The sequence below is a fragment of the Actinoplanes campanulatus genome, assembly GCF_014647795.1.
GTDB lineage: Bacteria > Actinomycetota > Actinomycetes > Mycobacteriales > Micromonosporaceae > Actinoplanes > Actinoplanes campanulatus.
This window is the reverse complement of record NZ_BMPW01000041.1, coordinates 1-26,503: the sequence shown is the minus strand read 5'-3', so window position 1 is coordinate 26,503 and position 26,503 is coordinate 1. Positions and strand designations below refer to the sequence as shown.

The following is a 26,503-nucleotide window of genomic DNA, read 5'->3' as shown; positions in this document are numbered from 1 at the left end:
ACCGCCATGATGATCATGTGGGTGGATGGGGCCCGCGGCGGGACGGCATCGAGCAGGCGCCGTGGGACGGCCTACTCGCCGCGGCGCCGGTGATCAGCTTCCTCGCCCGGCTCGCCGCCTCCCGGCCGTCCGACGCCGTCACGAGACGGGCCGTCGAGACGGTCGCGGATCTGGTCTACGCGCCGATCGACCGGCACGACGCCACCGGCGCCGAACTCGACGAACAGATCGACGCGGTACGCGTCGCGCTGCTCGGCCATCGCGACGCCCTCGAGGAAGCGGCCCGGCTGGTGCCGGCGGCCGGGCCCTTCGCGGCCCGGCTGCTCGCGGAGGCCGGAGCCGGCGCCCACGAACCGCGATGGCGCGGGATCGCCTGGCCGTTCGTGCGGGCCCGCGCATCGGAGATCGGTGTGCTCGCCGGCCCGGACGGGCCCGTCGTGGCCCTCGCCGGCGACTGCGCTCTCCGGTTCCACCAGCCGGACAACGGCCGCCTTCTGGCCGTCTTCTCGCGACGGCAGCGGGCCGACCATGCCCTGCGGGAGCAGCGGCACGACATGATGCTGCCGTTCTGTGACGCGTTCGGCCTGGGCGTCGTCACCGGGCGGAAACGGCTGCTCGGCCCGGAGCCCCGCCGCTCAACGGCCACCGCCGTCCTGTCGTCGCCGTCACCGCCGCCGTGATCGGCGAACGGCCACCCTGTTCAGCGTCGACGGAACCGTGGTACTCCGCTGGGACGCCGCGACCGGAACCCCCTGGCCGGCGCCGCCAGCCGGCTAGCCGTCAGCCGTGGTCGGCGGGTGCACGTGTGGACAGGGCTGTGCCGGGATCGCCTGTTTTCCCAGGGATTGATGAACTGAAATATTGCCATGGCCTTTCGGTCAGGTCGGGCGCTCAAACTTAGTGATCGTTCGGGTGACTCGTGAGTAACCTCACCGTCACCCGAGCGCCCACCGGCAGCCTCTCTCCACCGAGACGGGCCGTTCGAAGGAGCACCGGATGTCCACACACACCGGCCTCGCGCCCACCCGGCGCGCCACCGTCCGCTCACTGCTCGTCGCGGCCTTCGCCGCCCTGACCGTTCTCCTCGGCTCCGGTCCGGCGTTCGCCGTGACCCCTGCCGAAAAGCTGGCCGCCCTCTCGTCGTTCACCCAAACCAGCGCCTCCAGCTACAACAGTTGGAGTGCCGCCCGGCAGAACCAGGGCGCCTGGTCGGCGTACGCCTTCGACTGGAGCACCGACTACTGCTCCGCCAGCCCGGACAACCCGCTCGGCTTCGACTTCAAGCTCTCCTGCTGGCGGCACGACTTCGGCTACCGCAACTACAAGGCGGTGGGCGCCTTCAGCGCGAACAAGAGCCGCATCGACTCCTCGTTCTACGAGGACCTCAAGCGCAAGTGCGCCACCTATACGGCGGTCGTCCGGCCGGCCTGCTACAGCCTGGCCTGGACCTACTACGAAGCAGTCTCCATCTTCGGCTCCCTCGCCGCGGTGTCCGAGGAGGACCTGGCGGCGGCCGCCGAACTGAAGGCCGCGGCGACCGCCGGCTGAGTGGTGATCCGCCTGGACGGGGGAGCGCTGCCCCGTCCAGGCGATCTTCATGGCGTGTCGGCCATGTCACGAGTCCCCGGTTGCCGTGCAGCTCGGATGCCTTCAGATCCAGCCGTTCGATCTGGCCCGGTGTGCCGCCTCGATACGGTTGCGGGTGCTGGTCTTGCCGATCGCGGCAGACAGATAATTGCGCACCGTGCTCTCGGACAGGTGCAGGCGGCCGGCGATGTCCGCGACCGTGGCGCCGTCCACTGCCGCGTGCAGGACGTCGCGCTCGCGGTCGCTGAGGGGGTTGGGCCCGGCTGACAGGGCAGCTGCGGCCAGCGCCGCGTCGATGACTCGTTCACCGGCGAGAACTCGGCGGACCGCTGCGGCCAACTCCTCGACCGGGCCGTCCTTGACCAGGAAACCGGTCGCGCTGGCTTCCATGGCCCGGCGCAGATAGCCGGGCCGGCCGAAGGTGGTGAGGATCAGCACCCGGCAGCCGGGCAGCTTGTCGCGCAATGTCGCCGCGGTGTCGAGGCCGCTGCCGTCGGGCATCTCGATGTCGAGCAGTGCCACGTCGGGGCGGACGCGCAGGGCGGCGTCGAGGGCCTCGGCGGTCGTGCCGGCTTGGGCAACCACCTCGATGTCGGGTTCGAGGTCGAGCAGCAGGGCCAGGGCGCTGCGCATCATGCCCTGGTCCTCGGCCAGCAGCAGCCGGATCATCCGGTCACCGCTGCCGGCAGGGTGGCGGGGATGCGGGCGGTGAGTCGTAGGCCGCCGCCGGGTGTGGCGCCGAGGTGCAGGGTGCCGCCGGTCTGTTCGAGTCGTTCGGTGAGGCCGCGCAGGCCGGTGCCCGGTTCGGGCCGGCCGCCGACACCGTTGTCGCTGATGGTCAGTGCCGATCCGCGCGCGTCCGTGCTGACCGTGATGTCGCAGCGGGTGGCCCGGCTGTGGCGCAGGAGGTTGGTCACCGCTTCGCGGAGCACCCAGCGGAAGGTGTCGTCGGCTGCGGCGCCGAGGGGGTTTCCGTCCTCGGTCACGGTGACGTCGATGCCGATGTCGGCCAGGACCGTGCGGGCGTTGGTCAGCTCGCGGCTGAAGTCGTGACCGCGGTATCCGGTGACGGCTTCGCGGACCTCGGTGAGGGCGGTGCGGCCGATGCCCTCGATCTCGGCGGCTTCGGCGGCGGCGCGCTGCGGGTCGGTCACCGTGAGGCGGCGGACCACCTCGGCTTTCACCACGATCAACGACAAGGTGTGGCCCAGCAGGTCGTGCAGGTCCTGGGCGAAGCGGAGCCGCTCGCGTTCCACGATCGTCCTGGCCAGTTCGCGCTGGGTACGGCGAAGTTCCCCGACCAGCCTGACGAAGTGCACGAACGCGATGGCCGAGGTGCCGGCCAGGGCGGTGATCAGCGCGGTGGGAGTGATGTCGCCGGCGGGCAGCCGGTGGACGGCGCCGATCAGCAGGACGGCGCCGACGCTGCCACCGGCCCAGGCGAACGCCCAGGCCGGCCGGGTGAGGCCGATCGCGCCGGCCGAGCACACGTACAACAGCGGGGCCAGCCAGCCGTCGGAGTCGGCGGCGTAGGCGGTGGCCAGGCCGATGCCGAGCAGGGCGAGCAGGGCCAGCCCGGCGTGGTGCGCCGCCGGTCGCACCGGCAGCGCCGCGACGGGCACGGCCACGAGAGCCAGGTAGAGCAGCACGAAGACGACCAGTCCGGCGGCGGCGGGCGGCACCGGGTGCACCCGGCCGTCCGTGACCGCGGCGGCGGCCGGCAGCAGGAGCCACAGCCATGCGGTGTGGACGGCCACGAGCACCAGGCCGCGACGCCGCCCGCTGCGGTCGACGGGCTCGGTAGGGGAACCGGACATGATCGCCACCGTATCGGCTGTCAGCGGCGCACAGTGGAGCGCCGGTAGGCCCAGGTTGCGGCCGCGGCGAACAGCAGGGTCCAGGCAGCGAGGACGGCCAGCCCGGCGGGGGCGGGTGGGTGTCCGGCGGCGGAGCGCCAGCCGAGTTCGGCGTACCGGTAGGTCGGCAACGCGTGGGCCAGGTGCCGCAGGGCGCCCGGGAAGTAGGTGGCGGGCGCGAGCAGGCCGCCGAGCACCGACAGGGCCAGGAAGGCCAGGAAGTTGACCGGGACGGCGATCTGCGGGGACAAGCCGTAGCCGATGGCCAGCCCGAGCAACGCGAACGGCACGGTGCCGGCCCACATCAGCAGGAGCAGCGCGCACCATCGGCCGGCGCTGAGCTCGACGTGGTGCTGAACCGACGCGGCGATGCCGACCGTGATCACCGGTGGAATGGCGGTGATCGAGCCGATCAGGGCCTTCACCGCGACGACCTGCCCGGGTGGCAGCGGGGTCACGCGCAGCTGGTGCAGCCAGCCGGCGGCGCGCTCCTGGGAGACCGCCGATCCGACCATGAGCACGCCGGCTACGGCGCCGTACCCGGCCAGGCCGATCATGACGGCGACCGGCGCGGCCAGGCCTTCGAGGCGGTCGCCCGCGGACCAGCCCGAGAAGATCAGGTAGGTGGCGACCGGTCCGATGACGGAGAAGAACATGAGCCGGGGGTCGCGGGCCAGCCGGCGCAGTTCGAATCGTAGGTAGGCGCGCATCAGTGCTCCGTCTCGGCGGTCCTGGTCGCCGGCCCACCGGCCACCGGGCCGGTGGTCAGGGCGAGGAATGCCGCGTCCAGACTGGCTGAGGTGCCGACACCGGCCAGGGCCCGGATCTCTGCGGGCGGGCCGTCGGCGACGATGCGGCCGGCAGTGAGCACCACGACGCGGTCGGCGACGTCGTCCGCCTCGTGCAGCTGGTGGGTGCTGAACAGCACCGTGTGGTCGTCGGCGGCGTAGGCACGGATGGCGGTCCAGAACCGCTGGCGGGCGGCGACGTCCATGCCCGTGGTGGGCTCGTCGAGCACGAGCAGGTCCGGGTCACCGGCGAGAGCGAAGGCGAACCGGGCGCGTTGCGTCTCCCCGGCGGAGAGCCGGTCCACCCGCCGGCTCGCCAGGCCTTCGAGGCCGGCTGTGGCGAGGATCGACTCGGTGTCGAGCGGATGCGGGTACAGAGCGCGGGCCAGGTCGACCACGTCACGAACAGTGGCGCCGGGCACGAACCCGGCATCCTGCAGCATCGCGCCGGCCCTGCCGGCGCGGACGGCGTCGGCGGCCGGCCTGTCGAACAGGGTCACGGTGCCCGCGTCGGGCGCGGCGAGACCCAGCATGATCGAGATGGTGGTGGTCTTGCCGGCGCCATTGGGGCCGAGCAGGGCCACCACAGTGCCGGCCTCGATCGTGAGGTCGAGATCGTCGACAGCGCGGACAGCACCGAAGCACCGGGTGACTCTGGACAGGTGTACCGCAACGGCATTCATACCGTCCACGCTAGGAACGCCGGGGCGATGCGAGCAGAACCATGGATACCCGGTCCGCGGTGACAAATGTCCCGGCGCAGGGCTTGTAGTCGTACTCGGGACTCTGTCCTACCGCGGCTCAGCGGGCGTGATGTCGCCAAATCTTCATCGTGACGGTGCAGGCCACGGCCGCATCGGGAGGTCGGTGTCGAGATCCTCAAGGACACGTGGAGCGATGTCGCCGCGATGCCGCTGTGCGGGGAATGCCGGCGGATGGCTGAACTGCTGAACGAGCCGGCACGGCTCCACGGCCGCATCCATGGCCGCCGCGTCCGGCCTCGGCCTCCGGCGCGCCTACATCGCCGCGGGTCAGAATCCCTTGCACCGATCCGGCAGAATTGATCTATGTCGAAGTCCGGGGCCGCGGCGCCCGTTACGATCGCCGCTCTCACCGTGGGATGGCTGTTCGCCTCGGCCGGCCTGGCCGTGCTGAGCTTCTACTTCGCCTGGGTGTCCTGGGCCAACTTCTACTCGCAGCGCACTGGCGGCATCTACGAGGTGGTCGAGAAGCTCCCCATCCTTCTGGGTGTCGTGGGTCTGATCTTCTTCGTTCTCGCGCCACTGGGCATCGCCAGCGTCGCGCGGGCGAACGGGCTGCGCCGGACCGCGGTGACCTATTGGGTCCTGGCCGGCCTGGTTCTCACCGGCCTGGTGGTCCAGCTGACCGCCTCCCCGCTCTGAAACCATAGTGAAATGGCATAGGGGTCCGGATGCTGCCGAGGGCGTCTTGGTAGGCCTTGTCGGCGAGCGTCATCACCTTTTCCCTGGTCAGGAGGTTGATGATGCGGTGGGCGAGGGCGGCGGTCAGGTCATGGACCGCGCCGGGCAGGGCGGCACCCAGATGAGCCTCTGACGTATCGCCATGCCGTCGTGACGCCGATCTCGAACCTGGCGGCGAGTCGGGTCAAGGTGTCGCCGTTACGCAGGTGGGCAGGGCGAGCAGGGTTTGCCGGCCCGAGCCGAGGCGCCGCCACCGGGATCGCCGCTGGTCACGGTGGGCTCGGATCAGGTGTGCGAGGTGGTTCAGGCTGCGACCGGACAACGGAATCGTGGCCGGGCCTCCGGCGCCGACGACCACCGACCGTGACGGCGGCGCGCCGGTCGAGCGCCGGCAGCGGCAGATCAGTGTTCGTCGCCTCGACGAGCCTGGCGTTGCGACGACTATGGCCGGGCGGATTCTTCGCCGTCGCCGGGCCGCAACCGTCCCGTTTGTGGGTCGAAGCAGATGAGTCCGAACCGCGCTGCCAGTCCTGCCGCGTAGAGCGACACCTCGGCGGCCCGGCTGTAGCTGAGCGTGATGTAGGCAATCGGTCCGGAGGCGGAGATCTACGGTAATGTCGTGTTCGCGGAGCATCGAGGATTGCCATGACAGACGAGTTGGCCTGGCCTACCGAGAAACTGTCTGCCCTACGGCTCGGTCGACGTCTGGCGGTTGAGTTGCCTGCCACGGCTCCGGGACGGCGTGCCTTCGTCGACATCACGCCGAGGGCGGTCGAACGGGATGCAGAGGCTCGCCGTCAGGGCTGGACCCATAAGAGCACTGCCCGGTCTTTCCGCATCGAGCACCGAGAGTACAACGCCGAACTGCTCGACGGATTCGACTACGACATCGGATCGATCCTGCTGCGAAGCGCGGCCGCAGCCAACGAGTCCGAGCTGTTGACCGTGCTGCATGAGTGGCAGCTCAACCCGCATCAGTTCCAGTACGCCTGGGACACCGCCGACCCTCGGTAGCACGGTCGGCATCGTAGCCAACCGCCATACACGGAATGCGGCTAGACAGTGATGCTCCCTACAGTCTCGAGACCATGAACCGAATACGCTGAGTAACTTCGGCATCCGGGACGATGTTCCATTCGGATTCCTCTTGGAGTTCGACGCTGATTCCATCGCTGTATCAGCTGTGCGACTTGCGGCAGATCAGCGCGTTGCTGCGGTCATTCAGCTGTAACCGATTCATGAGATTCCGGCGCAGTGTGCGGGGTGATTTACCACAGTCTGAGCTGGTTCGGGTTGTTTCTCGCCCACGTCATTGGCGCCGGCCAGGTGTCGAGCGGAGGGCGATCCGGGTCCTGGAGCAGCGTGAGGTACTCCAGCGCTCGGGGAGGCAGTTCGGAGGTGGGGCGCTTCTGGTGGACGAGGTGGAGCCAGATGACGCTGTCGACCCAGTAGCGGTAGAGGAACTGCTCGAAGTCTGGCGCCATCCAGAACGTGATTCCCAGATACTCCACCGGCGACTCGCGGGGCAGTTCCTCCGGTTCCTCGCCCCGCTCCGGGGTGGCCATGCCGTAACTGCCGAGAACCGGGCAGGAGCCGTCAGCGGCAAGGTAGAGATACGTGTACCAGTTTCCCTGGGAGTCGTGCATGAATTCCAGCAGACGGCCGTCTTCTTCGAACGGGCTCGGCGCCGGATCCGACATTCGCCAGACGTCATCTGTGCGGGACGGAACTCTCTGCTGCAGTGCCGTATCGGTCATGAAGGTGACGAACGAGGGTGGGAGGTACAGGCCCTCACGAGCCAGCCGGTGTTCCACTTCCCGCATCGCGAGCCGTGGCACTGCACCGGGCTGCATATAGCAGGCGGCATCCGCTCCGGCAGCGTCGGCGGTCAGCCAGCCGAAGTCACCGGTGAACAGATGCTCCGGAAGCCGCGGCAAACGGCTGTACGTCTCATCGTCGCAGACCCCGTGGGCCGCGAAATCGTACTCCCACGCCGCCGACCAGTGCCGTTTCAAGCGCAACATCAGGCACATCCTAGGCCCGTGACACCTGCCTCGAGCCAGGTCCGGTCTTCGAGGGTGCCCTCATCGACATCCCGCGACCGGCGGCAGAAGTGCGCGCGAATCGGTGGTGAGGTGACCTCAGGTTTCGTATTCGCCGAGGTTCCAAGGTGGAGCGATGGCCATGTAGTTGCCGGGCTCGGCGGTGACCCACCAGAGCTCGCCATGGGTAGTCGGCTCGTCGATGATGAGCCCGAAGGTCTGGCTGAACCGCTCAACCTCGAAGGGCTCGACCACGATTCGGTCGAAAGTCACCTTGCCGAGGTTCTTGAGCCGGCGCTGGTAGAGCTCCTTGTCGAAAGGATCGATTTCCGCCTTGACGAACCTCCGTCGCGGTCGAAGAGATACAGCGCGACGAAACTTCGGCCGCCCGGCTCGAAGGGCGTGGTCAGGAAGAACTGTCCGCCATCGGCGGTGTGCCCGACATTCTCGGCCTCGAAAGTGTTGTGGTCGATGGCGATGCGCTCCGGCCGCCCTTCGGTCGGATAGGGAAAGGAGAAATTATCGGACCGACCCGACTCGATGGCCGGTAGCGGCAGCCCGCAGCCAGCCGTGGCACCGGTCATAGCCAGCCCTGCCATCATGACCAGCGCCAGCCCGGCTCGCCATCTGAACTCCATGATCGGCCAGGCTGAGCCCCTGAACGAGCCGGCGTATCGGCTGGTCAGCCCAAGTTCCCTGGAGCAACGAATCGGAGCCCTCTCACCCCAGGTGGGGAGGGCCGAAGATGTCGTACCCCCGTGCTGGGATGCCAGGCATGTCTGAACAGTCACATCCCACGGCCGACATCTCGGCTGTCACCTCGGTGCAGCGGGCCCAAATCCTTCGTGAGGAGCTGGAATGGTTCGAGAAGGAGTGGGCGGGAGGGCGCTTCGACACCATGCAAGACGTTTGGGTCGCCCTCAATTGCCGAATTGACGAGGTCGAAGGAGTTCCTGCGCCGGAATAGCATTCCAATACGGGGCCGGTGAAGGCGAGCAGGTCAGCACGGGCGATCCGTGTCACGCTGTGCGAGGTGTGCGGGCCGATCGGCGAGGTGCTCGCGCCGGCCGGCCAGCGCGCCATCCGGGACTTCACACCGCGGGAGAACGCGAAGTACGTCCGCGAACCCGCCTGACCGTCACGGGCTGGGTGGAGCCGGGAATTCGCCGGCGAACCGTTCGCCTCGCACGGCAAGGGGATGCGGTGGGCCGGGCTGGCGACCAGCTGAACAAGATCATCAGCTATTCCGCAGGCGGCCCACCAGCCTTCCACGGCGTCCGCGTGGGGCCGCGCCGGCGCGGGGGAGGGGTCGGCCGGCAGGAGTGCGGCATGGCCGTCGGCGCGGGCGTTCATCGTGAGCAGGTCGGTGGCGATGCCGAGCCGATGGCCGGTGACCAGCGGATGTTCGATGCCGGGGAGGTCAGCGCCGTGCAGGTGGGCTGATCAGGCGGGGGATCCTCGCGCTGATGACGGGAACGAGACGGTCGGCGATGGCCTGATGGCCCTTGTCGTTGGGGTGCACCGAGTCGCTCAGGCCATCTGCTGGCAGCCAGCCCGTGGTGTCGACGTAGAAGACCTGGGCGTCGCCGGCGGCGTTGCGGGCCTGCACGGCCGCCTGCGTCTCCGTCGCATAGCGGCCGATGAGCGTACGCATGGCGAAGATCTTGGCGTTGGGAAACCTCGCCCTGACCTTCGTGAGGAAGGCGATGTACTCGGCTTGGAAGTTCGCGCCGGTCACGCCGTGGCTCTTGTCGTTCGTGCCCAGGTTGATGACCACGCCGTCGGCCGTGTAGCGGGTGAAGTCCCACAGGTCGGTGCCGGCCTGCCCGCCGCTGGACATCCAGTAGCGGGTCTCGTGCGCCCAGCAGCCGTCGGCCGTCTCGGACAGGCACATGCCGCCGATCGCGATCTGCGTGTGGTGGTAGCCGAGCTGCTCCCCGGTCTTGAAGCCGTAGCCGGTGACCGCGAGCTGGCTGCTGGTCGTGCCCGCGGTGATCGAGTCGCCGATGAACTCGACGAGCCGCGGCCGGGCGGGCGCCTTGAACGTGGTGGCGCCGGCGTCGAGGGCGAGCCCCTGGAAGACGGCGTCGCCGGTGTAGGAACCCGCCACCTGCCGGTAGCTGACGGTCAGCGTGTGGTTGCCCGCGGCCAGGGCGGTCGGGGTGAGGTTGATCGTGCCGGCGCCGGTGAAGGCGGTGAACGGGCGGCCGTCGATGCTGGCCCACAGGGTGACGGTATTGCGCTGGCGCAGCTTCACCGTCGTGCCGGTGAAGCCGACCCGGAGGTGGGCGCCGGCCCAGTAGGGCACGAAGGCCGAGGCGTTCGTGGTGTTCCAGCGCCCGACGAAGGTGATGTTGGCGTCCGCGGCGTGGGCCGGTGCCGCTGGGGCCAGGACGGCCACGATCAGTGCCGCAGCGAACAGGAAACGTCGCATCACTCGGCCTCCTCCGATTCGGGAGCGCTCCCGGGTGGCCGCCATCGTCCTCTATCGATTGATTGACGTCAATCTGGACCCGACGGATCGCGGCTTCGGCGCCCCCGGCGTTCCGTCACCCGTCGGGATGCGCTGCCGGACTCACCTGCTGGCCGGCGGAAGAGGGGCTGTCCGCGCACGCTGGCACGAAAATATGTGCTGGTCAACCGGACCAGTGGCAAGGCGCTGGACGTGTACAACCTGTCGACCGCGGACGGCGGCCGGATCACCCAGTGGGCGCGTAACGATCAGGCGCAGCAGCAGTGGCAGTTCGTGGACTCGGGCGGCGGTTACTACCGGCTCAGGTCGAAGCACTCGGGCAAGGTGCTCGACGTCTACAACTGGTCGACTGTCGACGGTGGGTCGATTGTGCAGTGGACCGACAACAACGCCACGAATCAACAGTTCAGGATCGAGGATGTCGACGGCTACATCCAGTTGATCAACCGCAACAGTGGCAAGGCCGTCGAGGTGCAGGGCGCGTCGACGGCCGATGGGGCCAACATCGTGCAGTACTCCGACTGGAACGGCGCCAACCAGCAGTGGCAGCTCGTGAAACTGGGCGGCAGCACCCCGACGACCCCGCCGACCGGCGGCACCTGCACACTGCCGTCGAGCTACCGGTGGAGTTCGAGCGGCGTGCTCGCGACACCGAAGTCCGGATGGGTGTCGCTGAAGGACTTCACCCACGCGCCCTACAACGGCCAGCAGCTCGTGTACGTCACAACGCACGACACCGGAACGTCCTGGGGCTCGATGAACTTCGGCCTGTTCAGCAACTGGTCCAGCATGGGATCGGCCAGCCAGAACACGATGAACTTCTCGGCCGTGGCGCCGTCGCTGTTCTACTTCGCGCCGAAGAACATCTGGGTGCTCGCCTATCAGTGGGGCGGGCCGGCCTTCTCCTACCGGACCTCCAGCGACCCCACCAACCCGAACGGCTGGTCGTCGGCGCAGACGCTGTTCTCCGGCAGCATCTCCGGCTCGGGCACCGGGCCGATCGACCAGACGCTCATCGGTGACGGCACGAACATGTACCTGTTCTTCGCCGGTGACAACGGCAAGATCTACCGGGCGAGCATGCCGATCGGGAACTTCCCCGGCAGCTTCGGCAGCACCTCCACGATCGTCATGAGCGACACCACCAACAACCTGTTCGAGGCGCCCCAGGTCTACAAGGTCCAGGGGCAGAACCAGTATCTCATGATCGTCGAGGCGATCGGCGCCAACGGCCGCTACTTCCGCTCGTTCACGGCCACCAGCCTGGGCGGCACGTGGACGCCGCAGGCCGCCACCGAGAGCAACCCGTTCGCGGGCAAGGCCAACAGCGGCGCCACCTGGACCAACGACATCAGCCACGGTGAGCTGCTCCGGACCGGCGCCGACCAGACCATGACGGTCGACCCGTGCAACCTGCAACTGCTCTACCAGGGCCGTTCGCCCAGCTCCGGCGGCGACTACGGCCTGTTGCCGTACCGGCCGGGCCTGCTCACCCGGCAGCGTTGACGGTAGCCGGGTCCCGGCCGATCGTCGCCTCATCGGCCGGGACCCGCTCCATCATCTAGTCGATCACCTGGTAGAGGGTGGTCCAGAAGTCGAGGAAGGCGCGGGTGGCGTCCGGGGTGGTCGCGCCGACCTGGGTGCACAGGATGCCGATCAGATCGTTGTCCGGGTCGGCGTAGGTGGAGGTGCCGCTTCCGCCGTCCCAGCCGAACTGGCCGATCGGCGCGTAGTCGCCGCGATAGGTGCGCACCGCCATGCCCAGGCCCCATCCGCCGTGCTGGCCCTGGCCGAACGAGACGTGCACATTGTCCAGCGCGAGGGTGGTCCGGGCGGCCTGCTGCGCGGGGGGCAGCCGGTTGGTGGTCATCAGTTCGACGGCGGGCCGGGACAGGATCCGTTCGCCCTGGTGGACGCCGTGGTTGAGGAGCATCCGGAAGTACGCGTGGTAGTCGTCGACGGTCGAGGCCAGGCCTCCGCCGCCGCCCGGGAACGCCGGCGGCTCGCTCCACCGCCCGCCGGGGCCCTCGTCCCAGACCTGGAACCCGCCGTCGGCCGGGTCCGGGATGTACAGGACGGGCATGCGGTCGATCCTGTCGGCGGGCACGTGGAAACCGGTGTCGGTCATGCCCAGCGGCGCGAAGACCCGCTCGTGCAGGAACTCGTCGAAGGGCCGGCCGGTGACCCGGGCGACGAGCACCCCGAGCAGGTCGCTGGCGATCTGGTACTGCCAGCGTTCGCCCGGCTGGTGCATCAACGGCAGCGTGCCGAGCCGGCGCATCCACTCGTCCGGCTCCGGCATCGGCTCCGGCAGATTCGGCGTCAGTCCCTGGGCGAAGACCTCGTTCATGATCGGGGTGCCGATTACCGTCATGTCCATGCCGAGCCCGAACGTCGAGGTCAGCACGTCCCGTACGGTGATCGGCCGGCGCGCCGGCACGGTGTCGTCCAGCGGGGCGTCGATCCGGGTCAGCACCCGCCGGCCGGCGAGTTCCGGCAGCCACTGCTCGACCACGTCGTCCAGGCGCAGCCGGCATTCGTCGAGCAGGATCATCGCGGCGGCCATCGTCACCGGCTTCGACGTCGACGCCATCCGGAAGATCGTGTCCCGGCGCATCGGCGGGCCGCCGTCGTGCCGCATCGTCCCGATCGCCTCCACGTACGTCTCGTCGCCGCGGCTGATCAGCGCGACCAGACCGGGGATCTTTCCGGACTCGACGTGGCGTTCCAGGACCTCGCGTACCCGGGGCAGCCCGGACTTGGAGAAGTTCTCGGACATGGTGATGTGCTCCTTCGATCGGATGCGGTCGGTGGGTCAGCAGCCGAGCCGGTCGGCGATCACGCCGAGGATCTGCCGCAGATCGCGGGACATGCGGGTGTGCAGGCCGAACTCGGCGATCCCGGCGGTGAACCCGGGATGGTCCGGGACCACCTGGTGGACCCGGTGAGTGACCCGGGCGCCCTCGGGACAGGCGGTGACGGTGTGCACGCCGGCGTACCAGCTGCGTACCGCCAGCCGCGCCCGCTCCCGGTCCACCTGGATCTCCACCGGCTCGACCGGGCCGGCGAACTCGGCCCGGTAGGAACCGGATCCGCCGACGACGGTCATCGCTCCACGGCGTGCCGCCGCGGCCCGGGCCAGCACCAGCAGGTTGTCGTCGCCGACCCGTCCCTCGCGGACGGCGAGCAGGAGGCCGGCGACCGCGGCGGCGGGCGCGGGGAGGGCGCCCCGCACCTCCCACCGGGCGGGCAGCGCGTCCAACTCGGCGATCAGCGAAGGCGTGTTCTGCATGGATCAGAGCATCGGCGCGACGACCACCGTGGAACAACGTGTGCCGCGCCCGCCGGGACGCGGATCAATCGACGGTACGGGGTTCTGGCTGCGCTGTCACGGCGCCGCGGCGCTGTTGCGAAGGTGTCCCGGGACGGGACGGGACAGTCCGGCACGGGCGACGGGCAGCACGTGGTCGAGGCCGTGCGCGGTGGCGATCTCCAGCGCCGCCCGGAAATGCGGCTCGGCCGCGGCCGGGTCACCGGTGGCCAGACACGCTCGGGCGTACGGAATCAGGATGCGCACCAGCCGATGCGGCTCGCCGGCCCGGTGCAGGATCCGCACCGCCTCGTCGTGCCGGGCGGTCGCCTCCTCGACGCGCCCCAGGTGCCGCAGGGCGACCGCGACGTCGGTGAGGCTGGCCGCCTCGAAGATCGGGTTGCGGGTCGCCCGGTTCAGTTGCCGGGCCTGCTCGGCGAAGTCCAGAGCGGTCGTTGCGTCGCCCCGGCCCAGTGCCGCCCAGCCGAGCACGTCCACGCACATCCGCTGGGTCTGCCGGTCCAGCCCGCGCGCTGTCTCGATCACCTCGGCGATCGTCTCGGTGGCGTCCTGCCAGCGCCCGAGATGGACGAGAGCCTGACCGAGGCCGGCGCTGACCCGTACCCGGATGGCATCGCCGAGTGGCCGCAGCCCGGCGGCGTCGCGCAGAAGCGCCACGGCGCTCTCGGCGTCGTCGAGATAGACCCGGATCTCGGCGAGCTGCATCAGCGTGAGGGCCTCGCCGAGGGTCTCGCCGTCGGCGGCCATCAGCGCGCGGGCGGCTTCGAGTTCCGGCGTCGCCCGCGTCAGCAGGCCGGCACGCATCAGCACCGCGCCGAGCAGGTACCGGTGCGAGGCGAGCAGACGCCGGTCGCCGAGCCGTTTCGCGGCGGCCAGGCTGTCCTCCAGCCAGCGGCGCAGGTGGGCGGTGCCGCCACGCCGCGCCTGCGAGATCGTGGCGAGCTGTCCGAGCCCGACCGCCGGCGCGTCGATGCGCAGGTCGACGGCGAGCGCGAACGTCGCGGTGAGGTTGAGCCACTCGGTGTCCATCCAGTCGACCGCGGCGTCGAGACCGTCGAGGGCGGGTAGCGCCGGTGGTGGCTGGGTCACGATCACCGGCAGCGGGATGAGGATCTCGACCAGCGGTTTCACGGCGAGCATGCCGCTCAGGTAGTAGTCGGCGAGCCGGGCGATCGCCGGGGCCTGCCCGGCTGTGCCGTGATCGGCACGGGCGGCCTGCCGCAACAGGTCGTGCATCCGGTACCGGCCCGGCGCGGGCTCCTGCACCAGGTGGACGTCGACCAGGTCCTCCAGCAGCGAACGGGCGTTGCCCAGCGGGATCCCGGCGATCGCGGCGGCGCCGTACGCGTCGATGTCCTCACCCGGCACCAGCCCGAGCAGGCCGAACATGCGCCGCTGCGCCGGGTCGAGCTGCCGCAGCGACATCGCGAAGACGTCGGTGACCGCCAGGTCCCCCTCGCGCAGTCGTTCCACCAGCGTGTCGAACGTCCACGCGGGCCGGTGCCGCAGCCGGGCGGCGGCCACCCGGATCGCCAGCGGAAGGTTCCCGCAGCGGCGCAGCACCTCGCTGACGTCCCCGGGCCGGGTGCCGCCCGCCGCCTCGGCGAACAGCTGGGCCGCCTCGTCGGCCGGCAACACGTCCAGTGCGATCGGCTGTACGCCGTTCAGCTCCACCATCCGCCGTCGGCTCGTGATCACGACGAAGCTCGCGCCGGCGCCGGGCAGCAGCTCCCGTACATGTTCCGCGTCGGCCGCGTTGTCCAGCAGCACCAGCGCGCGGCGTGGCGCCAGCTCCGAGCGCCACAGCGCGGCCCGCTCGGCGATCCCGTCGGGGATCCGGCCGGGCGGCACGCCGAGCGCGGCCAGCAGCACCCGCAGCGCCTCGGCCGGCTCGACCCGTTCCCGGCCCGGGGTGAACCCGTGCAGGTCCAGGTAGAGCTGGCCGTCCGGGAAGTCCGCGGTGAGCAGGTGCGCGGCGTGCACGGCGAGGGCGGACTTGCCGACGCCGCCCATCCCGTCGATCGTCACCAGTGTGCCGTCACGCGCCGCGCCGAGCAGCGCCGCCAGCTCCGTGCGGCGGCCGGTGAACGCGGTGACGTCGTGCGGCAGGTCGTTCCGCACGGCGGGGACGGCCGCGCCGGCCGGCCGCGGGTTGTCCCTGGCGCGTTCCCACAGCTCGCGCAGTGGGCGCGGGTCGCGGCCGGCGGCCCTGCACAGCGCCACCACCGCCGGCCACGGCGGCACGGCCTGGCCGGAGAGGTAGCGCGACAGCGAGGAACTGCTCAGGTGGCTGTCGCGGGCGAGTTCGCGCAGGCTGCGCCCGGTCAGGTCCCGCAGCTGCCGGAGCCGGCCGGCCAACTCGTCGCGCACGCTCGACAGCCTCTCTCCCGGGTTCGGCGCCTGATCCTAATCAGACGGTGGCCTCGGGGCTGCGCGACCACTCAGGTCACGCTCAGCACCTCCCCCACGAGGGTGCCCTGAAGGGTGATCTCGCCGCCCCACACGATGCCCTCGGCCGACTCGCGGTGCGGAATCAGTTCGGCGGCCAGTCCCTGGACGACCAGGGCGGGGGCGCCGCACTGCGGAGGAAATGAGCCGGCGAGACCGGTGCAGAGGCGCGTCGTCTTGTCCTTCGTGATCAGGATGTAGCCGCGCACCGAACCTGTCCGGTCCCCACGTCGATCGCTTCCTGCACGGTGAGCACGCCGTCGTGGTTCGGTGATCGGCTCGGGGCGGCGGCGCCGGGCCGGCGGGGGAGAGGTTTGACCGTTTCACGCGTTCCGAGGGGCTGGTGAAAAGGCCGGACGATCCAGCGTCGCCGGCGAACCGGTGGTCCGGGACGTCACCGGCGCGATGCCTGGCGGGATAGGGTACGCCGATGACCTCGTTCGCGGTGGTGGGCGCCGGATGGCGGGCCGAGATGTTCTGGCGGATCGCGGACGGACTGTCCGGCCTGCGGTGCGCCGGCGCGGTCGTGCGCAGCCCGCGGGAACTGCCCGTGCCGACCTACACGTCGCTGTCGGCGTGCGTGGCCGAGGCGGCGCCGGACTTCGTGGTGACCGCCGTGCCGTGGCCGGCCACCCCGTCCGTGATCGTCGAGGCCGTCGAGCGCGGCCTGCCGGTGCTGGCCGAGACACCGCCCGCGCCGGACGCCGCCGGGCTTCGCGCGCTGTGGACCGCCGTCGGCGACTCCGGCCTGGTCCAGGTCGCCGAGCAGTACCTGTTGATGCCCTCGCACGCGGCCCGGGCCGCCGCGGTGCGTGCCGGGCTGATCGGCACCCCCACCCAGGTGCAGGTCTCCTCGACCCATCAATACCACGCGGTCTCGCTGATCCGCGGCCTGCTCGGCGCCGGGCGCGGGCCGGTCCGGGTGCGGGCCACCCGCAGCACGGCGCCGCTGGTCGACCCGCTGACCCGCAACGGGTGGACCGACGACCCCGACCCGAAGCCCGCCACCACCACGATCGCGACCCTCGACTTCGGCGACGGCCGCTCCGGGGTGTACGACTTCACCGACAACCAGTGGCACAACCAGCTGCGCTTCCGGCGGCTGCTGGTGCGCGGCAGCCACGGCGAGCTGCGCGACGACGAGCTGATCCGGCTCGGCCTGCCGCGCACCCTGCTCCGGTCCGCGCTGGTGCGCCGCCAGACCGGTTATGACCTGGACCTCGACGGCTTCGACACGGACACCATCACCCTCGACGGCGACGTGCTCTACCGCAACCCGTACCCGGGGCGCCGGTGGAGCGACGAGGAGATCGCCATCGCGACGCTGCTGGATGCCACGGCGGCCTGGGTGCGCGGCACCGGCCCGGCGCCGTACCCGCTGGCGGACGGGGCTCAGGACCACCTCGTCGCGCTGGCCATCGAGGAGGCCGCCGACACCGATCGCACGGTCACCACCGGCGTGGAGGACTGGACCTGAGCCGGCACCGGCTCCCACGTAGCCTCAGGCGGCGTGCACCATCGGCTTGAGCACCCGCTCGCACCACTCACGGAAGGTGGTGGGAGTGCTGTTCTCCGGTGTGCGTGTCACACCGTTGTCCAAGCCGGCGTCCTTGGCGAGCATCATCCGCGTCATGCTGCGGGCCACCCCCTCGGACATGCCGTACGCCAGCATCGTCGCCTCGAACTCGCCGGCGGGCACCTGCCGGTAGCGGACCGGCCGGCCCAGCACCTCGGAGATGATGCGGGCCTGGTCGTCGCCGGACAGATCCTCCGGACCGAGCACCGGCACCTCGCCGTGCCCGGTCCAGCCGTCGTCGAGCAGCAGGCGGGTGGCGACCGCGGCGATGTCGCCGGTCGTGCAGGTGGGCATGCGGCGGTCGGCGGCGACCGGTGACGAGATGACGCCGTGCCCGGTGATCGACGGGATCTGGGTGAGCGTGTTGTCGATGAAGGACGGATTGGCCAGCGCCCGGTAGGGGACGCCGCCGGCGGCGATCAGGTCGTCCATGGCCAGTACAGCGGTCACGTGCCCGGCGTCGTGTTCCCAGGGTGTGCCGCGGCCGAGCGCGGACACGCCGATCACCCGTTCGACGCCGTGCTTGACGAACGCCCCGGCGGCCGGGCGGGTGAAGTCGAGGTAGAACCGTTCCACATCGGCGACCCGGGGTTGCGGGGGCACCAGCCAGAGGACGGCGCGGGCGCCCGCACAGGCTCCGGCGATCACCTCGGGGTCGCTGTGGGAGCCGGTGACGACGTCGACCCGGTCGCGGATGTCAGCGGGCAGCCGGGACGGGTCGCGGACGACGACCCGTACGGGCGCGTCCTGGCCGAGGAGATTCTGGACGACCTGTCGGCCGATGTTTCCGGTGGGTGCTGTCACGACGAACATGCGGCCAGTCAACGCCCGGCGCGACGGACAGTGAAGGACCGATTCGATCCCCATTGATACCGTGGCGATATGAGTGGCCTCGAGGTCCGGCAGCTGCGGTATTTCGTCGCCGTCGCGGAAGAACTGCATTTCGGGCGTGCGGCCGAACGGCTCGGCATGGCGCAGCCTCCACTGTCCCGGGCGATCCGCGAGCTGGAACGGCAGCTCGGCGTGCAGCTACTGGAGCGAACCACCCGCCAGGTCGCGCTCACCGAGGCCGGGCGGGTGCTGCTGCGCGACGCCCGGATCGCGCTCGACGCGGTCACCGCGGCCGACCGGCGGGTCCGCAACGCCGGGCGTCCGGCGCCGGCGCTGCGGCTGGCCTTCAAACCGGACTACGATGCCGGCCTGCTGCCCCGGATGCTCGCCGAGTACCAGCGCGACCCGGCCGCGGTGCCGGTCGAGCTGCTGATGGGCGCGCGCGGCGAACAGGTGCCGGCGCTGTGGGACGGCCGCGCGGACGTGGCGATGCTGCCGACGCCCTTCGACGACCGTGGCCTGGACTTCGAGCCGCTGCTCACCGAACCGCGGCTGGTGGCGCTCGCGGTGGACGACCCGTTGGCCGCGCGTGACGGGCTGGAGCCGGCCGACCTGGCCGGGCGGCTGCTTCCCGACGGCGCGCCCGCCGACGACGAGACCGGGGCGCCACCTCCGGGAAGCGTGCTGCCGCCCTGCCGGGACCTGGCGCAGATCTTCAACATGATCGAGCTCGGCACCGTGGTCTGGTTCCCGCCGCTTTCGCTGATCCGGCGGCACCGGCGGCCCGGGATCGCGTACCGGCCGGTCCGCGGCCTGCGACCGTCGACCCTCGCCGTCGCCTGGCCGCAGGCCTCGCGCTCACCGGCCGTGGCCGCCTTCGTCCGGGCCGCCACCGAGGTCGCCGCCACCCACACCGCGGAGGATCTGGTCGCCCCTTGAGCCCGGCCGCACCGGGGCATCATCGGTGGCGTTTTCGGCCCGATGCCACCGTCCCGTACCCGTGCCGAACTCACCCCGTGGTCGAAGTCACCGATTGACCCACCGGAGGGGCAGCGGGTGCCCCGGTCACGCGGGAAGGTGAATCATGCTCGGACATCGGACGCTCGGCATGCTCCCATGCCGCGACGAGACGCCTGCCGGAAGCGGTCCGCCGCCACCCGGCGTGGACGTGCGCTCGTTGGCTGAGGCGATTCCGCACAGCGTCTGGGTGATATCGGGACCCGGGACGATCATGTACGCGAACCCGCACGCGGTGCGCTACACGGGAGCCGGCGCTCAGGCGGCCGGATCGCCGTGGATCTCGATCGTGCATCCCGACGACGTCGCGGCGGTGCAACAGCGATCGGCGATCGCCGGGCTGGCCCCGGAGCCGTACGAGATCGACTGCCGCATCAGCCGCACCGGCGCGTCCTTTCGCCAGCACAAAGTCAGCTTCGTCCCGGTCTTCGACCCGGACCGGCCCGGCCACCATTGGATAGCGACGGGCACGGAGACCGCGCCCGCCGGTACGCCGGCATTGGCAGCCACGTCCCGCGACACGGCGCGCCGAGATCGAAGTGCGCCACACACACCAGCGTCGGCGGATCCCGTGACGATCAAATTCTGGTTCATGCCGAACGGGACCGACGCGCTGAGGTCGATGCAGGTCGAAGCGGACGAGTTCCATCGTCTGCACCCGAACATCACGGTCGAGCTGCGGATGCTGGACTGGGCGGCCGCCCTGACCATGATCAGCACCGCGGCGGGCGGGGGCGACGCACCCGACGTCACCCAGCTCGGCACCACATGGGTCGGCGGGACAGTTCGCGGTCTTCGGCGAATCCATGCAGGACCCGGCACACGCTCGCATCGATCTGGAGGTCGAGTCGCGGCGTACCCTGGGTGACGACGAGATCCGTCGCGGGCCCATCGTCGGCCAGGAGAGCGAAGCGATCGCCGGCGCGTAGTGCCTCAGAGTCGACCGGCTCGGCTGGCAGCGCCGCTGCGCAGTGTGCGTGGGGACACTCCACGGACCCGCTTGAACGCGGCGCTGAGCGCGAACGGGCTGGCGTACCCGACGTCGCGGGCGATCGCCTCCAAGGTCGCGTCACTGCGGGTGAGCATGTCGGCGGCACAGGACAGACGCCACTCGGTCAGGTAGGTCATCGGCGGGACGCCCACGAGTTCGGTGAACCGGCGTGCCAGCGCCGCGCGTGAGCAGCGTGCCTGGGCGGCCAGGGAGGCAACCGTCCAGGCTTGGCCGGGACGCGCGTGGATACAGGTCAGGGCGGCGCCGACGATCGGATCGTCCTGGGCGGTGTACCAGCGCGGCGGATGCGCATCCGGCCGTGCGAGCCAGGTCCGCACGGCGGTGATCAGGACCAGGTCGAGCAGCCGGTCCAGGACGACGTCCTGGCCGGAAGCGTCTCGATCGACCTCGTGGATGAGGTGGTCGATCAGCCAGGAGTCCCACTCACCGGGCCGCAGCACGAGCAGATCCGGCAGCGCCGCGAGCAGCGACCGGCTGATCTCGGCCGGCGAGTGGTACGTCCCGGTGAGCAGCATCGTGGCGCCGTCCGGATCATTTCCCCAGGACCGCAGTCCGAGTGGTCCCATCGGCCGGGCGCCGACCACGCCGGCTATCGGCCGGCAGACCTGGTCCGGTCCGATGGCGACCTGCGGTGCGGTGCCGGCGGAACCGGCCACCGTGTACGGGCGGGGACCCCGCACGACGGCCACATCCCCCGGCATGATCTCGGTCGTCGCCGTACCCACGTCGACGTACGCCGTTCCCCGGACGACCGCCACCAGGGTCAGTGGAGCCTCGTCCTCGATCCGTATCGACCACGGCCCGGACAGCAGCGAGCGCAGAATGAATGCTCCCCGCGCCCGCGGATCCAGAAGGCCGGCGACGGGATCCATCGGCCAAGCGTAGACGCTCGCGTATGGAATCAGGTGCCCGCCGCATGGATCAGCTCATCGAGCTGCGGTGACATAAGTCATGACTCGTGCCTGGGATGTTCTCACCGCCGCGACCGTCATCGGGAGCGGGTTGCTCGCCGGTGTGTTCTTCGCGTTCTCCGCGTTCGTCATGAGTGGTCTGCGCCGGTTGCCTGATCCGGACGGCGCGGCCGCGATGCGCTCGCTCAACGTGACCGCGCAGCGTCCACCTCTCATGATCGCCCTGCTAGGTGTCTCGGCCCTGTGCGTCGCGATGATCGTCCGGGCGATCGCCACGTGGCCGCGGCCCGGCAGTGCGTGGTTGCTGGCCGGTGCGATGCTGACGCTCGTCGGAGCTCTCGGTGTCACGGCCGCGATCAACGTGCCGCTGAACAACCGCCTGAATGCCGGCACGGTCGCCTGGTCGGAGTTCCTGGCCGGCTGGAACCCGGCCAACCACGCCCGGACCGTCCTCTGCCTGGCCGGGTGTGCCGTGCTGCTGATCGGCGTGATCCGCCGGCACTGAGTGCGCTACGGGCGTACGGTGCTGCCCGGCGCATCGATGATCGCGCGCCGGGCATCCTGTGACCGCCTTTGCTTTCCCGAGCCGACCCGGTCAGCCGCCGCTGACGCAGGCGGAGCCGTTGAGCGTGTACCCGGTCGGTGTCCCGCTGTCGCCGGTGTGCGTGGCCTGGAACCCGAAGCTGACGGACGCGCCGGGCGCCAGGACCGCGTTGTACCCGACGTTGCCTGCGGTGACCCGCCCGGACGTGGGCGCGTAGGTGGCGTTCCAGCCGCCGGTGATGCTCTGGCCCGCCGGGAGGCCGAAGGTGACGGCCCAGCCGTTGATGCTGGAGACGCCGGTGTTGGTGACGGTGATGTTCGCGGTGAGCCCGTTGTTCCAGGCGTTGACGGTGGCCGTGGCACGGCACGCCGTGCCGCCCGGCGAGGAGGGGGAGGGGCTCGACGGTGAACTCGACGGCGTGGTGGTGCCCCCGAACTGGCTGAAGAACTGCCACACCTCGCCGGAGACCCAGGAGGTGCCGGCGTTGCGGTCGACCGGAAGAGGCACGTGGTCGCCGTCGAACGCGGCCCACTGGACCGGATATCCGGACCGGCAACCCGAGTAGGCGGTGGTGAGGTGTGTTCCGCTGCCCTGCGCCGGTTCCGGCGGGTTCTGCGCCGCGCAGCCGTTCGCGCGGACGAAGGAGTCCCGGATCGTGCGGCCCGACGAGATGTTCAGGACACTGTCCCGGATGCCGTGGATGCCGAAGTAGGCGACCGGCTGGGAGGCCGAGGAACATCCGCTGAGGTTGGCGCCGGCGATCGGCGCGACCGCCCGGAACACGGCCGGCCGGGCACAGGCGAGGGCGTAGCTCATCGCGCCGCCGTAACTGAAGCCCAGCGCGAATCGCTGCGAGGTGTCGATGCACAGGTCGTTCTCGACCACCCGCAGGATGTCGTCGACCAGGGTCACGTCACGTCCGCCGGTGTTGGCCCAACCGGCGTCCAGGCCCTGGGGCGCCACGAAGACCGCGCTGTTGCCGGACCGTTGCTGCAGGCCGTAGAACCCGTTGGCGATCACATCGTTGGCGCTGCCGTTGAGCCAGTGCAGCCCGACGACGAGGCGGTAGGACTGGGTGCTGGTGTAGTTGGCCGGCAGTCGCAGGATGTACGTCCGGGCCTGGCCGCCGCTCTGGATCGTGTAGGTGCCGTCCCGGAGCGTCGGCGCCTTTCCGCATCCCGCGGTGGCGGCCAGGGCGGTGTTCGGCCCGGCCGAGGCGGTTCCGCCGGCGAGGACCGCCGTCCCCGCGGCGATCAACAACGCCGCCGCGGCGGCAGCCGTGCCGAGCACGCCGCGGTTCCTTGCCCTTCCCTGTGCCATGGAAGCCTCCGGATGTCGGACTCAGGTATCCACTCATGTCAATGCTGTGGTGTTCCGGATGTTACGGATGGTATTCGTAAATTTCAACGATGATCGGTGGCGACCTCAGATCGTGCATCGGTATAACAGTTTTCTCGAAAGAGTTCGTGCTGCGAATTTCGCCATGTGATGTGCACGGCGGATCGGCTAAGCAACCCCTGAATGTCTGGAAACATCCTGGCAACCTTCCGACTCAAGCTGTTAGCGCTCTCAAAACCGATTCGTCCAACGCGGACGGAGTCGTTTTCCGATGCTGAGAAGGATTTTGTGGGTTGTCGCCCTGGTGTGCGCCGGCGTCGCCGTCCCCTCCACCGCGCACGCCGACAACGCGATCGTGCAGACCGTCTACACCGTCGACCCGGCGCCGCTGGTGCACAACGGCCGCGTCCATCCGGTCAAGAACCGGTCGACCGGCCGGATGGCCATCGGTGTCGGCGTGGCCGGCAGCCCGACCGGGCCGTTCACCGACGCCCTCGGGCGCCGTACCGGCCGACTTCGCCGTCAAAGGTGTGGCCTGCACCGGAACGACCACGCCCTCGTCGCCGCCTTCGTCGTCGCCCTCGCCCTCGGCGCCGGGCGGCTCGTGCACCCTCCCATCGAGCTACCGCTGGACGTCCACGGGCGTGCTGGCCGAACCCCGGTCCGGGTGGGTGTCGCTGAAGGACTTCACCAACGTCGTCCATAACGGCCAGCACCTGGTCTACGCGTCGAACGTCTCCGGATCGACCTACGGCTCGATGAACTTCAGCCGGTTCACCAACTGGTCCGACATGGCCTCGGCCAGCCAGAACGGGATGAGCCAGGCCGCCGTGGCGCCCACCCTGTTCTACTTCGCCCCGAAGAACATCTGGGTGCTGGCCTATCAGTGGGGCGCGTGGCCGTTCATCTACCGGACGTCCAGCGACCCGACCAACCCCAACGGGTGGTCCGCGCCGCAGCCGCTCTTCACCGGCAGCATCTCCGGCTCCGGCACCGGCCCGATCGACCAGACCCTGATCGGCGACGGGCAGAACATGTACCTGTTCTTCGCCGGCGACAACGGCAAGATCTACCGGGCCAGCATGCCGATCGGCAACTTCCCGGGCAACTTCGGCTCCTCATACACGACGATCATGAGCGACTCGACGAACAACCTGTTCGAAGCGGTGCAGGTCTACAAGGTGCAGGGCCATAACCAGTAATGCTCGTCGAGGCGATCGGCGCACAGGGGTACCGCTACTTCCGCTCGTTCACCGCCACCAGCCTGGGCGGTTCGTGGACACCGCAGGCGGCCAGCGAGAACAACCCCTTCGCGGGCCGGGTCAACAGCGGCGCCACCTGGACCAACGACATCAGTCACGGCGACCTGGTGCGCGGCAACCCGGACCAGACCATGACCGTCGACCCCTGCAACCTCCAGTTGCTCTACCAGGGCAAGAACCCGAGCGCCGGCGGCGCCTACGACCAACTGCCGTGGCGGCCGGGCCTGCTCACCCTGCAGCGCTAGGCGGCGACCGGAAACACGACCAATATCGGTGGGGATGTCAGCCCGGCGTGCTCGATTGATAACCGAGCACGCCGGACCGGCGTGCATTCACCAGAATGCGACTCCGGGCTACCCAGGAATAGGCTGACCATATAAATGCTGTGGAGCGCGCACCAGGCCGAACGTACGGAAGCGCCGTATCGGTGACGCTCGCCGAAGCGGCTCCGCCGATACTTCCGAACCTTTGCCGGAAGTTTTGTCCGAGCCGTGGTCAGCCGCGAACCCACATCACGGCGCGGGTCTCCGTGCTGCCCTCCTCGACCGAACTCGTCCCGACGATCCGGCCGCGGTTGTCGAGGGCCCACGCCGAGGCGACCCGGCCGACGTTCGGCAGCCGGACGGCGCGGCCGTTCTGCCACAGCACGGCGTCGAGATCCGACGGCGTGTCGGCGGTGAACCCGACCGCCTGGTCCCGGTCGTTGACGGCCCCGACGTGGAAGTTCGTGGCGTCCGCCGGAGGCTCCAGCGCGGTGAGGCGCCCGTTGCGCCACAGGGCGCTTCGATCGTACGATCCGTCGCCCTTGAAGTTGATCAGGATGTGACCCCGGTCGTTGACGGCGTCGGCGGTGCCCTGCTCGGTGCTCAGGTCCCGGCGCTGACCGTGCCACCACCGCACCGGGAAAGCGACATTGAACCGGTTTCCCCGCAGACCGGCGACCTGCCCGGCGTCGTTGATGTCGTGGGCGGCCGACTCCTCACCACCCAGGTCGGTCAGCACGCCGTTCTTCCAGTGGAAGGCGTGCCTGCTGTTGTCGGCGGTGGTGCTCTCGCCGACGATCTCGCCCCGGTCGTTGATCGCCTCGGCGGAGGAGAAGAACCCGCCGGGCAGGGTGCCGAGATCGGTCATGACGCCGTTGCGCCACAGGAAGGCGTGCTGGGCGTTGTCGGCGGTGTAGCTCCAGCCGACCGCCTCGCCGCGGTTGTTGACGTCGTTGACGATCGCGTAGCCGCCGCCCAGGTCACCGAGATCGGTGAGTGTGCCGTTGTGCCACAGGTACGCCGTCGCCGACCGGTTGACCGCCACCTGACCTCGATCGTTGACCGCGGCCGGATAGCTGTCGGGGCCGGCGCCGAGATCGACGACCTTCCACTCGACCGTGGTGGCCGGTGCGGCCAGCACTGCGGTCGCGGCGAGCAGTGCAACGGTTCCGATGGACATCGCATCCCCCTTGCGAGCCGGTTTCCGCCCAGCGTTCCACCGGTCCGCAAGCGCAGATGAGGCTGTCATGGGCGTTTTCGGGCAGCCGCACGCAACGATCCGTGGTGCGCGGAGGGCTGTCCGCGGTCGTGGCGACAGCCTCGACGTCGTGGCGGTCCGGAGGCGCGTATTCGGGGTTTCGTAAACCCGGTGTTCTCGTGGCCGATCCTCCGTGGCGAGTCGCTCGCCCCGGGGCCTGGGACGCCGCAACCGGGTGGCACCGGTTCGGGTCCTTGGGGTGCACCTGCCGCCCTGGAATCTCTTTCACATGCCCGGCCGACAACGAGGCCGGACTGACGGGGGAGATTGTTTTGCGACGCGCCAAGCTGCCGATGATTGTGACAGCCTTGACCGCCGTATTCGCGGGTAGCACCGCTGTCGTGGCACCGACCGCCGCGAGCGCGGCGCCGGCCAAGAAGCAGTGTGTGACCGATGCCGACCTTGTTCCGTCGTGTGGTGTGTTGTGGGGTGGTGCTGCTGGTGGGTTCACCAGCAAGCCCCGTGATCTGGAGCACCGGAACTGGGAGAAGCTGTCGGGTCGGACCGCGACGATCTTCCACACC

The 26,503-nt window shown here is 70.0% G+C and carries 26 protein-coding genes and 4 pseudogenes; 13 read left to right on the top strand and 17 right to left on the bottom strand.

The genetic code is table 11. The features are described 5' to 3' along the window. The first annotated feature begins 17 nt into the window (after positions 1 to 17). Both IEZ13_RS44220 and IEZ13_RS44215 read left to right on the top strand, forming a co-directional pair. Positions 18 to 680, top strand: coding sequence for a hypothetical protein (locus tag IEZ13_RS44220; RefSeq protein ID WP_183227853.1), 663 nt, complete (start codon positions 18 to 20; stop codon positions 678 to 680). 316 nt (positions 681 to 996) lie between these two features. Further along, complete coding sequence (locus IEZ13_RS44215) at positions 997 to 1,548, top strand: phospholipase (RefSeq protein WP_183227854.1); 552 nt, start codon at positions 997 to 999, stop codon at positions 1,546 to 1,548. Between the two features lie 102 nt (positions 1,549 to 1,650). On the opposite strand, the gene IEZ13_RS44210 is transcribed toward IEZ13_RS44215, so the two are convergent. Genes IEZ13_RS44210 through IEZ13_RS44195 form a run of 4 tightly spaced genes read right to left on the bottom strand, consistent with a single transcriptional unit; the run spans position 1,651 to position 4,914 of the window. Next, positions 1,651 to 2,256, bottom strand: a complete 606-nt coding sequence (locus IEZ13_RS44210) for a response regulator transcription factor (protein ID WP_183227855.1) — start codon at positions 2,254 to 2,256, stop codon at positions 1,651 to 1,653. Beyond that, entirely contained in the window at positions 2,253 to 3,404 is a 1,152-nt protein-coding gene (locus tag IEZ13_RS44205; RefSeq protein WP_183227856.1) for a sensor histidine kinase, read from the bottom strand. The genes IEZ13_RS44210 and IEZ13_RS44205 overlap by 4 nt, the downstream gene beginning before the upstream one ends. Positions 3,405 to 3,424: 20 nt before the next feature. Beyond that, a complete protein-coding gene (locus IEZ13_RS44200) occupies positions 3,425 to 4,153 on the bottom strand; it encodes an ABC transporter permease (protein WP_183227857.1) in 729 nt (242 codons plus the stop codon). Beyond that, positions 4,153 to 4,914 carry an ABC transporter ATP-binding protein gene (locus tag IEZ13_RS44195; protein WP_183227858.1) on the bottom strand — a complete coding sequence of 254 codons (762 nt, stop codon included), beginning with the start codon at positions 4,912 to 4,914 and terminating at the stop codon, positions 4,153 to 4,155. Before IEZ13_RS44195 ends, IEZ13_RS44200 begins: the two co-directional genes overlap by 1 nt. A gap of 384 nt (positions 4,915 to 5,298) precedes the next feature. Here IEZ13_RS44195 and IEZ13_RS44190 point away from each other — a divergent pair, with 384 nt between their 5' ends. Beyond that, complete coding sequence (locus IEZ13_RS44190; protein ID WP_183227859.1) at positions 5,299 to 5,634, top strand: hypothetical protein; 336 nt, start codon at positions 5,299 to 5,301, stop codon at positions 5,632 to 5,634. A 7-nt stretch (positions 5,635 to 5,641) separates the two neighbouring features. Here the strand turns inward: IEZ13_RS44190 and IEZ13_RS44185 are convergent. Next, positions 5,642 to 6,031, bottom strand: a pseudogene (locus IEZ13_RS44185) (transposase family protein); the annotation flags it as partial. A 287-nt stretch (positions 6,032 to 6,318) separates the two neighbouring features. On the opposite strand from IEZ13_RS44185, the gene IEZ13_RS44180 reads away from it, so the two are divergent. After that, positions 6,319 to 6,687: a hypothetical protein gene (locus tag IEZ13_RS44180; RefSeq protein ID WP_203834187.1), complete on the top strand. Its 369-nt coding sequence runs from the start codon at positions 6,319 to 6,321 to the stop codon at positions 6,685 to 6,687. A 254-nt stretch (positions 6,688 to 6,941) separates the two neighbouring features. On the opposite strand, the gene IEZ13_RS44175 is transcribed toward IEZ13_RS44180, so the two are convergent. From IEZ13_RS44175 to IEZ13_RS47310, 3 genes are all read right to left on the bottom strand, one after another. After that, a complete protein-coding gene (locus IEZ13_RS44175) occupies positions 6,942 to 7,688 on the bottom strand; it encodes a hypothetical protein (RefSeq protein ID WP_183227860.1) in 747 nt (248 codons plus the stop codon). Between the two features lie 126 nt (positions 7,689 to 7,814). Continuing rightward, positions 7,815 to 7,988, bottom strand: a complete 174-nt coding sequence (locus IEZ13_RS47315) for a hypothetical protein (RefSeq protein ID WP_203834186.1) — start codon at positions 7,986 to 7,988, stop codon at positions 7,815 to 7,817. After that, on the bottom strand, positions 7,985 to 8,353 hold the full coding sequence (locus IEZ13_RS47310; RefSeq protein ID WP_203834185.1) for a hypothetical protein: 369 nt from the start codon (positions 8,351 to 8,353) through the stop codon (positions 7,985 to 7,987). Before IEZ13_RS47310 ends, IEZ13_RS47315 begins: the two co-directional genes overlap by 4 nt. 137 nt (positions 8,354 to 8,490) lie before the next feature. Here IEZ13_RS47310 and IEZ13_RS44165 point away from each other — a divergent pair, with 137 nt between their 5' ends. Together IEZ13_RS44165 and IEZ13_RS44155 are read left to right on the top strand one after the other, a co-directional pair. Next, a complete protein-coding gene (locus IEZ13_RS44165; protein ID WP_183227861.1) occupies positions 8,491 to 8,682 on the top strand; it encodes a hypothetical protein in 192 nt (63 codons plus the stop codon). A 236-nt stretch (positions 8,683 to 8,918) separates the two neighbouring features. Further along, positions 8,919 to 9,158 (top strand): hypothetical protein, encoded by a 240-nt coding sequence (locus IEZ13_RS44155; protein ID WP_189285784.1) that lies wholly within the window; start codon positions 8,919 to 8,921, stop codon positions 9,156 to 9,158. Here IEZ13_RS44155 and IEZ13_RS44150 read toward each other — a convergent pair. Continuing rightward, positions 9,136 to 10,149, bottom strand: a complete 1,014-nt coding sequence (locus tag IEZ13_RS44150) for an SGNH/GDSL hydrolase family protein (protein WP_229795766.1) — start codon at positions 10,147 to 10,149, stop codon at positions 9,136 to 9,138. The two genes, IEZ13_RS44155 and IEZ13_RS44150, sit on opposite strands and share 23 nt — an antisense overlap. Positions 10,150 to 10,341: 192 nt before the next feature. On the opposite strand from IEZ13_RS44150, the pseudogene IEZ13_RS44145 reads away from it, so the two are divergent. Beyond that, a pseudogene (locus IEZ13_RS44145) lies at positions 10,342 to 11,694 on the top strand (non-reducing end alpha-L-arabinofuranosidase family hydrolase); the annotation flags it as partial. A 55-nt stretch (positions 11,695 to 11,749) separates the two neighbouring features. On the opposite strand, the gene IEZ13_RS44140 reads toward IEZ13_RS44145, so the two are convergent. From IEZ13_RS44140 to IEZ13_RS44125, 4 genes are all read right to left on the bottom strand, one after another. After that, complete coding sequence (locus IEZ13_RS44140) at positions 11,750 to 12,967, bottom strand: serine hydrolase domain-containing protein (protein WP_183227863.1); 1,218 nt, start codon at positions 12,965 to 12,967, stop codon at positions 11,750 to 11,752. Between the two features lie 36 nt (positions 12,968 to 13,003). After that, positions 13,004 to 13,480: a hypothetical protein gene (locus IEZ13_RS44135; protein WP_183227864.1), complete on the bottom strand. Its 477-nt coding sequence runs from the start codon at positions 13,478 to 13,480 to the stop codon at positions 13,004 to 13,006. A 96-nt stretch (positions 13,481 to 13,576) separates the two neighbouring features. Beyond that, a complete protein-coding gene (locus IEZ13_RS44130; RefSeq protein ID WP_183227865.1) occupies positions 13,577 to 15,889 on the bottom strand; it encodes an ATP-binding protein in 2,313 nt (770 codons plus the stop codon). 71 nt (positions 15,890 to 15,960) lie between these two features. After that, positions 15,961 to 16,176 (bottom strand): hypothetical protein, encoded by a 216-nt coding sequence (locus IEZ13_RS44125; protein ID WP_183227866.1) that lies wholly within the window; start codon positions 16,174 to 16,176, stop codon positions 15,961 to 15,963. A gap of 221 nt (positions 16,177 to 16,397) precedes the next feature. Here IEZ13_RS44125 and IEZ13_RS44120 point away from each other — a divergent pair, with 221 nt between their 5' ends. Next, positions 16,398 to 17,444 carry a Gfo/Idh/MocA family protein gene (locus IEZ13_RS44120; RefSeq protein ID WP_183227867.1) on the top strand — a complete coding sequence of 349 codons (1,047 nt, stop codon included), beginning with the start codon at positions 16,398 to 16,400 and terminating at the stop codon, positions 17,442 to 17,444. Between the two features lie 24 nt (positions 17,445 to 17,468). Here the strand turns inward: IEZ13_RS44120 and IEZ13_RS44115 are convergent, their stop codons facing one another. After that, positions 17,469 to 18,356 (bottom strand): NAD(P)H-binding protein, encoded by an 888-nt coding sequence (locus IEZ13_RS44115; RefSeq protein ID WP_183227868.1) that lies wholly within the window; start codon positions 18,354 to 18,356, stop codon positions 17,469 to 17,471. A 69-nt stretch (positions 18,357 to 18,425) separates the two neighbouring features. Here IEZ13_RS44115 and IEZ13_RS44110 point away from each other — a divergent pair, with 69 nt between their 5' ends. After that, a complete protein-coding gene (locus tag IEZ13_RS44110; RefSeq protein WP_183227869.1) occupies positions 18,426 to 19,313 on the top strand; it encodes a LysR family transcriptional regulator in 888 nt (295 codons plus the stop codon). A gap of 223 nt (positions 19,314 to 19,536) precedes the next feature. Continuing rightward, positions 19,537 to 20,259: a PAS domain-containing protein gene (locus IEZ13_RS44105; protein WP_183227870.1), complete on the top strand. Its 723-nt coding sequence runs from the start codon at positions 19,537 to 19,539 to the stop codon at positions 20,257 to 20,259. A 65-nt stretch (positions 20,260 to 20,324) separates the two neighbouring features. Here IEZ13_RS44105 and IEZ13_RS44100 read toward each other — a convergent pair whose 3' ends face one another. Continuing rightward, entirely contained in the window at positions 20,325 to 21,275 is a 951-nt protein-coding gene (locus IEZ13_RS44100; RefSeq protein ID WP_183227871.1) for an AraC family transcriptional regulator, read from the bottom strand. Between the two features lie 79 nt (positions 21,276 to 21,354). Here IEZ13_RS44100 and IEZ13_RS44095 point away from each other — a divergent pair, with 79 nt between their 5' ends. Next, positions 21,355 to 21,819, top strand: a complete 465-nt coding sequence (locus IEZ13_RS44095) for an anthrone oxygenase family protein (RefSeq protein WP_183227872.1) — start codon at positions 21,355 to 21,357, stop codon at positions 21,817 to 21,819. A 90-nt stretch (positions 21,820 to 21,909) separates the two neighbouring features. Here the strand turns inward: IEZ13_RS44095 and IEZ13_RS44090 are convergent, their stop codons facing one another. Then, on the bottom strand, positions 21,910 to 23,178 hold the full coding sequence (locus IEZ13_RS44090) for a CE1 family esterase (RefSeq protein WP_183227873.1): 1,269 nt from the start codon (positions 23,176 to 23,178) through the stop codon (positions 21,910 to 21,912). 506 nt (positions 23,179 to 23,684) lie between these two features. On the opposite strand from IEZ13_RS44090, the pseudogene IEZ13_RS44080 reads away from it, so the two are divergent. Beyond that, positions 23,685 to 24,703, top strand: a pseudogene (locus tag IEZ13_RS44080) (non-reducing end alpha-L-arabinofuranosidase family hydrolase); the annotation flags it as partial. A 250-nt stretch (positions 24,704 to 24,953) separates the two neighbouring features. On the opposite strand, the gene IEZ13_RS44075 reads toward IEZ13_RS44080, so the two are convergent. After that, a complete protein-coding gene (locus IEZ13_RS44075) occupies positions 24,954 to 25,901 on the bottom strand; it encodes a hypothetical protein (protein ID WP_183227874.1) in 948 nt (315 codons plus the stop codon). Positions 25,902 to 26,251: 350 nt separating this feature from the next. Between IEZ13_RS44075 and IEZ13_RS47305 the strand changes: the two are divergent. Continuing rightward, positions 26,252 to 26,503, top strand: a pseudogene (locus IEZ13_RS47305) (glycoside hydrolase family 26 protein); the annotation flags it as partial.

Excerpts from the sequence above, each read along its gene's own strand:
- IEZ13_RS44120 (WP_183227867.1), top strand. The coding sequence starts at position 16,398 with ATGACCTCGTTCGCGGTGGTGGGCGCCGGATGGCGGGCCGAGATGTTC.
- IEZ13_RS44215 (WP_183227854.1), top strand. The coding sequence starts at position 997 with ATGTCCACACACACCGGCCTCGCGCCCACCCGGCGCGCCACCGTCCGC.
- IEZ13_RS44095 (WP_183227872.1), top strand. The coding sequence starts at position 21,355 with ATGACTCGTGCCTGGGATGTTCTCACCGCCGCGACCGTCATCGGGAGC.
- IEZ13_RS44140 (WP_183227863.1), bottom strand. The coding sequence starts at position 12,967 with ATGTCCGAGAACTTCTCCAAGTCCGGGCTGCCCCGGGTACGCGAGGTC.
- IEZ13_RS44075 (WP_183227874.1), bottom strand. The coding sequence starts at position 25,901 with ATGTCCATCGGAACCGTTGCACTGCTCGCCGCGACCGCAGTGCTGGCC.
- IEZ13_RS44135 (WP_183227864.1), bottom strand. The coding sequence starts at position 13,480 with ATGCAGAACACGCCTTCGCTGATCGCCGAGTTGGACGCGCTGCCCGCC.
- IEZ13_RS44165 (WP_183227861.1), top strand. The coding sequence starts at position 8,491 with ATGTCTGAACAGTCACATCCCACGGCCGACATCTCGGCTGTCACCTCG.
- IEZ13_RS44190 (WP_183227859.1), top strand. The coding sequence starts at position 5,299 with ATGTCGAAGTCCGGGGCCGCGGCGCCCGTTACGATCGCCGCTCTCACC.
- IEZ13_RS44100 (WP_183227871.1), bottom strand. The coding sequence starts at position 21,275 with ATGGATCCCGTCGCCGGCCTTCTGGATCCGCGGGCGCGGGGAGCATTC.
- IEZ13_RS44090 (WP_183227873.1), bottom strand. The coding sequence starts at position 23,178 with ATGGCACAGGGAAGGGCAAGGAACCGCGGCGTGCTCGGCACGGCTGCC.
- IEZ13_RS44200 (WP_183227857.1), bottom strand. The coding sequence starts at position 4,153 with ATGCGCGCCTACCTACGATTCGAACTGCGCCGGCTGGCCCGCGACCCC.
- IEZ13_RS47310 (WP_203834185.1), bottom strand. The coding sequence starts at position 8,353 with ATGGAGTTCAGATGGCGAGCCGGGCTGGCGCTGGTCATGATGGCAGGG.
- IEZ13_RS44115 (WP_183227868.1), bottom strand. The coding sequence starts at position 18,356 with ATGTTCGTCGTGACAGCACCCACCGGAAACATCGGCCGACAGGTCGTC.
- IEZ13_RS44180 (WP_203834187.1), top strand. The coding sequence starts at position 6,319 with ATGACAGACGAGTTGGCCTGGCCTACCGAGAAACTGTCTGCCCTACGG.
- IEZ13_RS44210 (WP_183227855.1), bottom strand. The coding sequence starts at position 2,256 with ATGATCCGGCTGCTGCTGGCCGAGGACCAGGGCATGATGCGCAGCGCC.
- IEZ13_RS44110 (WP_183227869.1), top strand. The coding sequence starts at position 18,426 with ATGAGTGGCCTCGAGGTCCGGCAGCTGCGGTATTTCGTCGCCGTCGCG.
- IEZ13_RS44195 (WP_183227858.1), bottom strand. The coding sequence starts at position 4,914 with ATGAATGCCGTTGCGGTACACCTGTCCAGAGTCACCCGGTGCTTCGGT.
- IEZ13_RS44150 (WP_229795766.1), bottom strand. The coding sequence starts at position 10,149 with ATGCGACGTTTCCTGTTCGCTGCGGCACTGATCGTGGCCGTCCTGGCC.
- IEZ13_RS44205 (WP_183227856.1), bottom strand. The coding sequence starts at position 3,404 with ATGTCCGGTTCCCCTACCGAGCCCGTCGACCGCAGCGGGCGGCGTCGC.